Origin of the sequence: Curtobacterium sp. NPDC098951 (genome assembly GCF_044759965.1) — a bacterium.
In the GTDB taxonomy this organism is placed as follows: Bacteria; Actinomycetota; Actinomycetes; order Actinomycetales; family Microbacteriaceae; genus Curtobacterium.
Window position 1 is genome coordinate 638,750 of the sequence record NZ_JBIWAG010000001.1, and the last position, 11,651, is coordinate 650,400.

General features: G+C 70.4%; 8 protein-coding genes. 7 read left to right on the forward strand and 1 reads right to left on the reverse strand.

The annotated features are described in order from the left end of the window. Window positions 1-146 precede the first annotated feature (146 nt). Entirely contained in the window at window positions 147-1,121 is a 975-nt protein-coding gene (locus ACIQUC_RS03045; protein ID WP_402263081.1) for a heme A synthase, read from the forward strand. A gap of 715 nt (window positions 1,122-1,836) precedes the next feature. Here ACIQUC_RS03045 and ACIQUC_RS03050 read toward each other — a convergent pair. After that, on the reverse strand, window positions 1,837-2,763 hold the full coding sequence (locus ACIQUC_RS03050) for a heme o synthase (RefSeq protein WP_402263814.1): 927 nt from the start codon (window positions 2,761-2,763) through the stop codon (window positions 1,837-1,839). 424 nt (window positions 2,764-3,187) lie between these two features. On the opposite strand from ACIQUC_RS03050, the gene tkt reads away from it, so the two are divergent. From tkt to pgl, 6 genes are all read left to right on the forward strand, one after another. Then, a complete protein-coding gene (gene tkt / locus ACIQUC_RS03055) occupies window positions 3,188-5,281 on the forward strand; it encodes a transketolase (protein WP_402263084.1) in 2,094 nt (697 codons plus the stop codon). Window positions 5,282-5,437: 156 nt separating this feature from the next. Next, complete coding sequence (gene tal / locus ACIQUC_RS03060) at window positions 5,438-6,553, forward strand: transaldolase (protein ID WP_402263087.1); 1,116 nt, start codon at window positions 5,438-5,440, stop codon at window positions 6,551-6,553. After that, entirely contained in the window at window positions 6,550-8,148 is a 1,599-nt protein-coding gene (locus ACIQUC_RS03065) for a glucose-6-phosphate isomerase (RefSeq protein ID WP_402263090.1), read from the forward strand. Before tal ends, ACIQUC_RS03065 begins: the two co-directional genes overlap by 4 nt. A gap of 23 nt (window positions 8,149-8,171) precedes the next feature. Next, entirely contained in the window at window positions 8,172-9,710 is a 1,539-nt protein-coding gene (gene zwf / locus ACIQUC_RS03070) for a glucose-6-phosphate dehydrogenase (RefSeq protein WP_071296305.1), read from the forward strand. Beyond that, window positions 9,707-10,651 carry a glucose-6-phosphate dehydrogenase assembly protein OpcA gene (locus ACIQUC_RS03075; RefSeq protein WP_402263092.1) on the forward strand — a complete coding sequence of 315 codons (945 nt, stop codon included), beginning with the start codon at window positions 9,707-9,709 and terminating at the stop codon, window positions 10,649-10,651. The genes zwf and ACIQUC_RS03075 overlap by 4 nt, the downstream gene beginning before the upstream one ends. A gap of 121 nt (window positions 10,652-10,772) precedes the next feature. Further along, window positions 10,773-11,543: a 6-phosphogluconolactonase gene (gene pgl, locus ACIQUC_RS03080; RefSeq protein WP_402263095.1), complete on the forward strand. Its 771-nt coding sequence runs from the start codon at window positions 10,773-10,775 to the stop codon at window positions 11,541-11,543. Window positions 11,544-11,651 lie beyond the last annotated feature (108 nt).

The window sequence follows — 11,651 nt, forward strand, 5'->3', positions numbered from 1 at the left end:
CTCGCAACGTCGATGGTTCCACGCAGTCCTGGACGTGAGCGGCGATCTCGGACCTTTCGGAGCCGGCGCTTGCCTAGACTTGACTGCTGCTGAACCCTCGAATCCTACAGGTTCACTGCACGGAACAACAGGAAGGCACCACGCTCGTGACTCGCGTCGCATCCCCCGCCGACCAGGACGTCCGCGATGCGCGGTGGTGGTCGCTCCCCCGTGTCGTCGACCAGCGCGTCGTCGTCCTCGCCTGGGCGTCGTTCGTCGTCGAGGTGATCCTGATCGGCACCGGCGGTCTCGTGCGCCTCACCGCGTCCGGCCTCGGCTGCCCGACCTGGCCCAAGTGCACGGCGGACTCGCTCGTCTCGACGCCCGAGATGGGCGTGCACGGCGTCATCGAGTTCGGCAACCGACTGCTGACCTTCGTGCTCGTCATCGTCGCGATCGCGATGTTCCTGCTCGTCGTCCGGATGCGTCGCACCCGCCCCGAGCTGTTCTGGCTCGCGTTCGCCCAGGGCGCAGCGATCCCGGTGCAGGCCGTGATCGGCGGCATGAGCGTCTGGACGAACCTCAACCCCTTCGTCGTCGGACTGCACTTCGTGGTCTCGGCCGCGCTCACCTCCGTCACCGCCGCACTGGTCTACCGCGCGATGCGGGGCCCGCGCACCGGCGAGCGACTCGTCCCCGGCTGGTACACGGGCGTCGTCCGCGGCACGATCGCGGCCGTCGTCGTCACGGTGCTCGTCGGCATCCTCACCACCGGCAGCGGCCCGCACGCCGGAGCGGACGAGGCCGTCGACGGCGGCCGGCTGCACCGCACGGGCTTCGACCCGGCCGTGATGGAGCACCTGCACGCGGTGCCCGCCTACGTCCTGTTCGCGCTCACGCTCGTGCTCGTCGTCGGTGCGGTCCGCCTGCGCCTGTCGAGCAAGTGGGCGCTGCTGCTCCTCGTCGTCGAGTTCGTCCAGATCGCCGTGGGGCTCACCCAGGCGCGCACGGGCCTGCCGGTCGGCCTGGTCGGGACGCACATGGTCCTCGCGGGGCTGCTGGTCGGCGCGGTGACCGTCGTCACGCTCTCGACGCGCGGCACCGCCGGTCGCCAGGCCGTCCGCGAGCCGGTCGCGGGCTGACGCGCAGCGCACCGCAAGCGGTCGACGACACCCCACGACTCGATCGACTCCTGGGGTGTGGTTCGTTGCGCACGCATCCGATCAGGACAGCACGGTGCGGTGGGCGTCACCCCGTGACGGCCTGGAGGCGCGGTGCGGGCCCACACCGCGCCTCCAGGCCGTCGGTGGGTCGCGTCGACCACCGCACGTCGCGGCGTGCGCCCTGCCGGGCCGGACTCGGCCGGGGTCGAGTCGGGGCGACATCGTCGACGTCGTACGACAGCGACCTCGTCGCTCCACGTCGGCCGCACGACGACACCACCGCGCGCGCACGCAAGAAGCGACAACGTCGACGTCGTACGACAGCGGCCTTGTCGCTCCACGTCGGCTGCACGACGACACCACCGCGCGCGCGCAACGAGCGACAACGTCGACGTCGCACGACAGCGGTCTCGTCGCTCCACGTCGGCCGCACGACGACACCACCGCGCGCGCGCAAGAAGCGACAACGTCGATGTCGTACGACAGCGGTCTCGTCGCTCCACGTCGGCCGCACGACGACACCACGGCCCGCGCACGCAACGAGCGACAACGTCGACGTCGTACGACAGCGACCTTGTCGCTCCACGTCGGCCGCACGACGACACCTCGGCTCGCGCACCCGCGCACCCGCAGCGGCGCCAGCGCGACCGAGCCTGCGCGACCGGCCCCCGCCCGCCCCCGGCCCCGCCCCGGGCTAGAAGGTGAAGACCTGCGGGAGCAGCGGGTCGATGCCCACCGCGATGAAGAGCAGCGTCAGGTACGTGATCGAGCTGTGGAAGACCCGCATCGGCTGCACGTGCTCGACGTGCTGGATCGCCCGCGAGTACAGCCGGTGTGACTCGACGACGAACCAGATGCCACCGGCCAACGCGACGACCGTGTAGAGCGGTCCCATGTGTGCGACGGGGACGAGCAGCAGCGAGCAGACGAGCGTCGCCCACGCGTACAGGACGACCTGCAGTCCGACGACGGTGCGCCCGCGGACCACGGCGAGCATCGGCACGTCGGCGGCGTCGTAGTCGTCGCGGTACTTCATCGACAGCGGCCAGTAGTGCGGCGGCGTCCAGAGGAAGATCACCATGAAGAGGATGACCGGCGCCCAGGTCAGCGACCCGGTGACGCCCGCCCAGCCGATCAGCACCGGCATGCAGCCGGCCGAGCCGCCCCACACGATGTTCTGCGGCGTGCGGCGCTTGAGCCACAGCGTGTAGAGGAACACGTAGATGAGGATCGCGATGACGCTGAGCGCAGCGGCGAGCCAGTTCACCAGGAAGCCGAGGACGGCCGTCGACAGGATGCCGAGCACCCACGAGAACACGAGGGCCTCGCGGTCGGAGAGCTCACCGGTGACGAGCGGGCGGGTGCTCGTCCGCTTCATGAGGCGGTCGATGTCACGGTCGATGTAGCAGTTGAAGGCCGAGGCGGACCCGGCGGACATGGCGCCACCGAGCATCGTCCAGAACACGAGCCACAGGTCCGGCACCCCGCGCGCGGCGAGGAACATCGTCGGTGCCGTCGTGACGAGCAGCAGCTCCATGACCCGCGGCTTCGTCAGCGAGACGTACGCGCGCACCTTGCGGGACAGCGTCGAGCGGGGTCGATCGGTGTCGGGCCGGGTCACGGTGGCAGTCGGCAAGGGAACCTCAGTCTGTTCGCGTCAGCTCGCACGCTCGGTGGACGGCTCCGTCGTCGTCGGGGCGTGCGTCGGCCCGGAATGCTCACGGGTCTCCGACAGTTTACGTGATCGAGGCGCTGCGACGATGCCCCGCCCCGCCATCCGGACCGAAGTCGCTCACCGACACGCCCGGCCGACGGCGGGTCCCCGTGGCGACGAGTGAACAACCGGCGTCACCTGAACCCCTTCTGAGTGCATGGTCACTATGCTGGAGACGCCCTCCCGCAGTGCGTGCCCCGATGACGTCGGCCGCGAAGAGCCGGTCGGCCGCCGCGAGACGGCGACCTGACGAAGGCCCCGGGATGGCGATCATGTCCGTGCGATGGCACGAGCCCTCGCACATGTCGCATCAAGAAGGGTCAACATCCAAGTGGCTGAATTCACCTGGGACGCCATCGACAGGAAGGCCGTCGACACGGCCCGCGTACTCGCCGCCGACTCGGTCGAGGCCGCCGGCAACGGTCACCCCGGCACCGCGATGAGCCTCGCGCCGGTCGCCCACCTCCTCTTCCAGAAGGTGATGCGTCGCGACCCCAGCGACTCCACCTGGATCGGCCGCGACCGCTTCATCCTCTCCGCGGGCCACGCCTCGATCCTGCAGTACGTGCAGTTCTACCTGCACGGCTACGGCCTCGAGCTCGAGGACCTCCAGCACCTGCGCAAGTGGGGCTCGAAGACCCCGGGTCACCCGGAGTACGGCCACACCGACGGCGTCGAGATCACCACCGGCCCGCTCGGCCAGGGCCTCGCGTCCGCCGTGGGCTTCGGCTACGCGCAGCGCTTCGAGCGCGGTCTGTTCGACCCGGAGACCGCCGACGGCCAGTCGCCGTTCGACCACTTCACCTACGTGATCGCCGGTGACGGCGACATGCAGGAAGGCGTCACGAACGAGGCCGCCAGCCTCGCCGGCCGCCAGCAGCTCGGTCGCCTGGTCGTCTTCTACGACTCGAACCAGATCTCGATCGAGGACGACACCGACATCGCGTTCTCCGAGGACGTCGCGGCCCGCTACGAGGCCCTCGGCTGGCACGTCCAGCACGTCGACTGGAAGAAGACCGGCGAGTACTCCGAGGACGTCGAGGAGCTGTACCGCGCCGTCGAAGCCGCCAAGGCCGAGACGACCAAGCCGTCGCTCATCGTCCTCAAGACGATCATCGGCTGGCCGTCGCCGACCAAGCAGAACTCCGGCAAGATCCACGGCTCCGCCCTCGGTGGCGAGGAGCTCAAGGGCCTCAAGGAGGTGCTCGGCTTCGACCCCGAGCAGACCTTCCACGTCGACCCCGAGGTGCTCGAGTACACCCGCGGCGCCGTCGCCAAGGGCCAGGCCGAGCACGCCGAGTGGCAGCAGACCTTCGACGCGTGGGCCGCGGCCAACCCGGAGAAGAAGACGCTCCTCGACCGCATCAACGCCGGCGAGCTCCCCGAGGGCCTCGAAGAGGCGCTCCCGGTCTTCCCGACCGAGAAGGCCGTCTCGACCCGCGCCGCCTCCGGCAAGGTCATCAACGCCATCGCGCCGCTCATGCCCGAGTTCTGGGGCGGTTCGGCCGACCTCGCCGAGTCGAACCTGACCACGATCGAGGGCGCCAAGTCCTTCGGTCCGGTCGAGGCGTCGACCAAGACGTGGAGCACCGACCCGTACGGCCGCGTGCTGCACTTCGGCATCCGCGAGCACGCGATGGGCTCGATCCTGTCCGGCATCGTCCTGCACGGGAACACCCGCCCCTTCGGCGGCACGTTCCTCATCTTCAGCGACTACATGCGTCCGGCAGTCCGTCTCGCCGCGCTCATGCAGGCGCCGGCGATCTACGTCTGGACGCACGACTCCGTCGCCCTCGGCGAGGACGGCCCGACGCACCAGCCGATCGAGCAGCTCAGCGCCCTCCGCGCGATCCCGGGTCTGGACGTCGTCCGCCCGGCCGACGCCAACGAGGTCGCCTACGCCTGGCTCGAGATGCTCAAGCACAAGGACCGCCCGGCCGGCATCGCGCTGAGCCGTCAGAACCTCCCCGTCTTCGAGCGTGGCGAGGGCGAGGCCTCGGGTGAGACCTTCGCCTCGGCGAAGAACGTCGCCAAGGGCGCGTACATCCTGGCCGAGGCGCCGAACGGCACCCCGGACGTGATCCTCATCGCGACCGGCTCCGAGGTCCAGATCGCCGTCGACGCGCGCGAGCAGCTCAAGGGCGAGGGCATCAACGCCCGCGTCGTGAGCGCCCCGTCGCTCGAGTGGTTCCGCGCACAGTCCGAGAACTACCAGGACCAGGTCCTGCCGAAGGACGTCACCGCTCGCGTGTCGGTCGAGGCCGGCATCGCGATGAGCTGGCGCGACATCGTCGGCGACAAGGGCCGCAGCGTCTCGATCGAGCACTTCGGTGCCTCGGCCGACTACCAGACGCTCTTCAAGGAGTTCGGCTTCACGACGGAGCACGTCGTGGCCGCCGCGAAGGAATCCCTCGCGGCTTCCTGACCCGACAGGGCCGGGTCCGGTTCGCCGGATCCGGCCCTTCTTCCGGGAGGCGCGGCTCGGCCCCGCCCCGCGCCTGCCGGTTCCCCGAGACCCCGACACCACGGCCCCCGTCGCCACCGCGACGACGGCCAGTCGATGAAAGAAGAAGAGAAACACATGGCTGAGAACACCCCCACCGCCGCCCTCTCCGCGGTCGGCGTGAGCATCTGGCTCGACGACCTGTCCCGCGAACTGCTGGAGACCGGCAAGCTCGAGTCCCTCATCGCCGAGAAGAACGTCGTCGGCGTCACGACCAACCCGACGATCTTCGCCTCGGCCCTCGCCAAGGGCGAGCGCTACGACGCGCAGGTCAAGGAGCTCGCGGCCGCCGGCACCGAGCTGACCGACGCGATCTTCGAGATCACCACGCAGGACGTCGCGAACGCGTCCGACATCTTCAAGCCGATCTACGACTCGACCAAGGGCTTCGACGGCCGCGTGTCGATCGAGGTCGAGCCCGGCCTCGCGCACGACACCCAGAAGACCATCGAGCAGGCCAAGTTCCTGTTCGACAAGGTCGGCCGCGAGAACGTGCTCATCAAGATCCCGGCGACCGTCGAGGGCCTCGAGGCCATCACCGAGGTCATCGCCGCCGGCATCTCGGTCAACGTCACCCTGATCTTCTCGCTCGAGCGCTACCGCGCCGTCATCGACGCCTACCTCGGTGGTCTCGAGAAGGCCAAGGCCGCCGGCCACGACCTCTCGAAGATCCACTCGGTCGCGTCCTTCTTCGTGTCGCGCGTCGACTCCGAGATCGACAAGCGTCTCGACGCCGTCGGCACGGACGAGGCGAAGGCCCTCAAGTCGAAGGCCGGCATCGCGAACGCCCAGCTCGCGTACCAGGTCTGGACCGAGGCGTTCGCCTCCGAGCGCGCCCTCGGCCTGCTCGAGGCCGGCGCGAACACCCAGCGCCCGCTGTGGGCGTCGACCGGTGTCAAGGACCCGTCGCTGCCGGACACGCTCTACGTGACCGAACTCGCCGCGCCGAGCACCGTCAACACCATGCCGGGGAAGACCCTCGACGCCACGTTCGACCACGGCGAGATCCACGGCGACGCCATCGCCGGCTCGTTCGACGAGGCCCAGCAGGTCCTCGACCAGATCGCCGCCCAGGGCATCAGCTACGACGACGTCGTGGCGCTGCTCGAGCGTGAGGGCGTCGACAAGTTCATCGTCTCGTGGGGCGAGCTCGTCGACACCGTCAAGACCGCGCTCGAGGGCGCCAAGGAGTGACGGTCTCCATCGCCGCCAGCGGTGACGCGGCGCGGGCCATCGACCAGGTGGTCCCGCGTCTCGTCACCGACCTGGTGGCGTCGGGCATCACGGCCCAGGACCCCGAGCTCTGGGGTCCGGACGCCGAGGCCGAGGCGTCGAAGCGCCTCGGCTGGGTGGAGGCCGTCTCGGTCTCCCGCCCGCTCGTCGCCGAGGTCGCTGCCCTCCGCGAGTCGCTCCGTGCCGAGGGGGTCGACCACGTCGTCCTCGCCGGCATGGGCGGCTCGTCGCTCGCACCGGAGGTCATCACCCGGACCGCCGGTGTGCCGCTCACGGTCCTCGACTCCACCGACCCGGCACAGGTCCGGGCCGCTGTGGAGCACCAGCTGGACCGCACCGTGCTCGTCGTCTCCTCGAAGTCGGGTTCGACGCTCGAGACCGACTCGCAGCGCCGTGTCTACGAGCAGGCCTTCCGCGACGCCGGCATCGACCCGGCGAAGCGGATCGTCGTCGTCACCGACCCGGGCTCTCCGCTCGAGGCCGCGGCCATCGACGCCGGGTACCGCGTGTTCACCGCCGACCCGAACGTGGGCGGCCGCTACTCCGCGCTGACCGCGTTCGGCCTCGTGCCGTCCGGCCTCGCGGGCGCCGACATCGCGGAACTCCTCGACGAGGCCGACGCGATCTCCGCGCTCCTCGCGGTCGACATCGACGAGAACCCGGGCCTCGTGCTCGGCGCCGTCCTCGGTGGCACCGCCCCGCTGCGCTCCACGATCGGCATCGTCGCGGACGGCACCCACATCGTCGGCTTCGGCGACTGGGTGGAGCAGCTGATCGCCGAGTCGACCGGCAAGAGCGGGCGCGGCCTGCTGCCCGTCGTGCTCGACGTCGACTCCCCCGAGGTGACGGCCGGTCTGCCCGACCTGCAGGTGATCCGACTCGTCGGGTCCCGCGAGGACGAGCGCCACGTCGCCGACGGCGAGGTGGAGATCACCGGGACGCTCGGCGGCCAGTTCCTCGTGTGGGAGTACGCCGTGGCCGTCGCCGGTCGACTGCTCGGCATCGACCCGTTCGACCAGCCCGACGTCGAAGCGGCCAAGTCCGCCGCCCGTGCGCTCCTGGACGACCGTCCGGCCCCGACCGTGCCCGCGTTCACCGAGGACGGCACCGCCGTCCACGCGACCGAGGGCCTGGCGGTCGGGACCACGCTCGCCGAAGCCGTGACGCGCCTCCTGGACCACGTCGGCCCGACCGGCTACCTGGCCGTGCAGGCGTACGTGGACCGCACCGCGAACCCAGCCCTCGCGTCGCTACGCGACGCCCTGGCGGCGCGGACCGGCCGACCGGTCACGTTCGGCTACGGACCGCGCTTCCTGCACTCGACCGGCCAGTACCACAAGGGCGGCCCGGCGAACGGTGTGTTCCTGCAGATCGTGGCCGACGAGCCCGACGACCTCGCCATCCCCGGCCGTCCGTTCACGTTCGGCCAGCTCATCCAGGCCCAGGCCGCCGGCGACGCGAGTGTCCTCGCGCAGCACGGCCGCCCGGTCCTGACCCTCACGACGACGGACGTCGCCGCTGCCACCGCAGCACTGACCGCCGTCGTCACCCTCTGACTCTCGAAGGAGTTCACCGACTCATGTCACCGGTGGCAATCACCCCGGAGCACAACCCGCTCCGGCTGCCGACGGATCGTCGACTGAACCGGATCGCGGGACCCAGCACCCTCATCATCTTCGGCGTGACGGGCGACCTGTCCCGCAAGAAGCTGATGCCCGCGGTCTACGACCTGGCGAACCGAGGGCTCCTGCCCCCGGGGTTCGCCCTCGTCGGGTTCGCTCGACGTGACTGGGAGGACCAAGACTTCTCCCAGCTCGTCCACGACGCGGTCCAGGAGCACTCGCGCACCCCGTTCGACGAGGACGTCTGGCGTCAGCTCGAACAGGGCATCCGGTTCGTCCAGGGATCGTTCGACGACCCCGAGGCGTTCCGCGAGCTCAAGCGCACCGTCGACACGCTCGACGCGGAGCGCGGGACGCTCGGCAACCACGCGTTCTACCTGTCCATCCCGCCGAAGATGTTCCCCGTGGTCACCGAGCAGCTCAAGCTGTCCGGCCTGACCGAGAAGCGCGAGGACTCGTGGAGCCGCGTGGTCGTCGAGAAGCCCTTCGGCTCCGACCTCCGCACGGCCCGCGAGCTGAACGCGATCGTCGAGAGCGTCTTCGCGCCGGACGACGTGTTCCGCATCGACCACTACCTCGGCAAGGAGACCGTCCAGAACCTCCTGACGCTCCGGTTCGCGAACCAGATGTACGAACCCATCTGGAACTCGAACTACGTCGACCACGTGCAGATCACGATGGCCGAGGACATCGGCGTCGCCGGGCGTGCCGCGTACTACGACGGCATCGGTGCGGCGCGCGACGTCATCCAGAACCACCTGCTGCAGCTCCTCGCGCTCACCGCGATGGAGGAGCCGGTCTCGTTCAAGGCCGCGGACCTCCGCGCCGAGAAGGAGAAGGTGCTCTCGGCGGTGCGCCTGCCCGAGGACCTGTCGACCGCCACCGCGCGCGGGCAGTACGCCGGCGGCTGGCAGGGCGGCGAGAAGGTGCTCGGCTTCCTCGAGGAAGCGGGCATGGACCCCGAGTCCGGCACCGAGACGTACGCGGCGATCAAGCTCGACATCGCGACCCGGCGGTGGCAGGGCGTCCCGTTCTACCTCCGTGCGGGCAAGCGGCTCGGTCGCCGCGTGACCGAGATCGCGATCGTCTTCAAGCGCGTCCCCGAGGACGTCTACGGCAACTCGCAGTCCCCGCTCGGTCAGAACGCGCTCGTCATCCGTGTGCAGCCGGACGAGGGCGTCACGCTCCGGTTCGGCTCGAAGGTCCCCGGCGTCGGCACCCAGGTGCGTGACGTGACGATGGACTTCGGGTACGGCCACGCGTTCACCGAGGCCTCGCCCGAGGCGTACGAGCGACTCATCCTCGACGTGCTCCTCGGCGACCCGCCCCTGTTCCCCCGTCACCAAGAGGTGGAACTGTCGTGGAAGATCCTCGACCCGATCGAGGAGTTCTGGGCCACGCAGGGCCAGCCCGAGCAGTACCGTCCCGGCACGTGGGGTCCGGCGTCCGCCGACGCCCTGCTCGCCCGCGACGGCCGGACCTGGAGGCGTCCATGAAGATCGACCTGCCGAACACCACGGTCTCGAAGATCCAGAAGAAGCTCGTCCACATCCGCGAGGAGGGCGGCGCCGTCGCCCTCGGTCGTGTCCTGACGCTCATCATCTCGACGGCCCTCGGCCACGAGGAAGAGGCGATCGAGGCCGCGAACGAGGCGTCGCGCGAGCACCCGATGCGCGTCATCATCGTGTCGAAGAACGACGGTGACACCAAGTCGCCGGGTCGCCTCGACGCGCAGATCCGGGTCGGGAGCGACGCCGGGGCGAGCGAGGTCATCGTCCTCCGCGCCTACGGCGAGACCGCGACCGACGAGGAGAGCCTCGTCACGGGGCTCCTGCTGCCGGACGCGCCCGTCGTGGCGTGGTGGCCGCAGACCGCACCGGAGCAGCCCTCCGCCTCGGCCCTCGGCCGCATCGCCCAGCGACGGATCACCGACGCGGCCGCGCAGAAGGACCCGAACGGTGCGATCGAGGCCCTCGGTGCCTCGTACGTGCCGGGTGACACGGACTTCGCGTGGACCCGCCTGACCCTGTGGCGGAACCAGCTCGCCGCGGCGCTCGACCAGCCGCCGTACGAGCCGATCACCGCCGTCGAGGTCTCGGGTGCGTACGACAGCCCGTCGACGATCATGCTCGCCGCGTGGCTGCAGCTGCAGCTCGAGGTGCCGGTCGCCGTCGTCACCTCGCCGCGTGCGACCGGCTCGAGTGGCATCCACGGCGTCAAGCTCGTCCGCGAGTCCGGCGCCATCGAGCTCGAGCGGTCCCTGGTGGACGTCGCGACGCTCTCGATGCCCGGACAGCCGACGCACGACCTGTCGCTGCCGCGCCGCAACCTGCGCGACTGCCTGGCCGAGGAACTCCGTAGACTCGACCCGGACGTCCTCTTCGGAGACGTCGTCAAGCACGGGGTCCCCCAGCTGCGCGAGTCGATCGCCGGCTGAGCAAGCCCCACACGACCGGTCGGTCCGGCCGTCGCTCGTCCAGCGCGAGCGGCGGCCGGACCGGACGGCCGGACCGAAGGTGGTCGCACGACCGTTCGACCACCACGAACACGGGAGTCACGTGACCAACGAACGGCGGGTGCTGGTGCACCCGGACAAGCAGGCCCTCGGCGCTTCGGTCGCCGCACGCTTCATCACGAAGATCATCGACGTGCTCGACGAACAGGAGCGCGCGGACATCGCCATCAGCGGTGGCTCCGTCTCGTCGCTCGTCCTCGCTGCGATCGGCCAGTCGCCGGCGCGTGAGAGCGTCGACTGGTCGAAGGTGCACGTGTGGTGGGTCGACGAGCGCTGGGTACCGGCGGGTGACGCCGATCGCAACATCACCGGCACGCAGACGGACTTCTTCGACCACGTCGACATCCCGGCGTCGAACATCCACCCGATCGCCGCCTCCGACGAGGGACTCTCGATCGAGGACGCGGCGACGCGCTACGAGCAGGAACTGCACGCCGCCGCGCCGGACGACGCGATCGCGCCCCGGTTCGACATCACGCTCCTCGGCGTCGGCCCCGACGGCCACACCGCCTCGCTCTTCCCGGAGTTCCCGCAGCTCACCGTCACCGACCGCGTCGTGCTGCCGGTCGACGACTCCCCCAAGCCGCCGCCGCAGCGCCTGACCCTCACCTACCCGGCGATCAACGCGTCGCAGCGGGTCTGGGTCATCCTGTCCGGGGCCGAGAAGGCCTCGGTCCTCGGGCTCGCGCTCGCGGGTGCCTCGGTCGACGAGGTCCCGGTCGGTGGCGTGCAGGGTCGCAAGCGCACGGTGTTCTTCGTGGATCAGGACGCCGCTCGCGACGTCCCCGAGAACCTCATCGCGTCGACGTACTAGACGCGGTCCACTGAAAGACGGGAGGCGCGGGGGCCCCCGGCCCCCCCCCGCCCCGCCCGTAGAGGGTGCGGCACGTGCCGCCCGCCCCCCCCGTGGGGGACGGGGGGT

Coding starts and splice junctions, on each gene's coding strand:
- ACIQUC_RS03075 (WP_402263092.1), top strand. CDS start 9,707: ATGAAGATCGACCTGCCGAACACCACGGTCTCGAAGATCCAGAAGAAG.
- tal (WP_402263087.1), top strand. CDS start 5,438: ATGGCTGAGAACACCCCCACCGCCGCCCTCTCCGCGGTCGGCGTGAGC.
- zwf (WP_071296305.1), top strand. CDS start 8,172: ATGTCACCGGTGGCAATCACCCCGGAGCACAACCCGCTCCGGCTGCCG.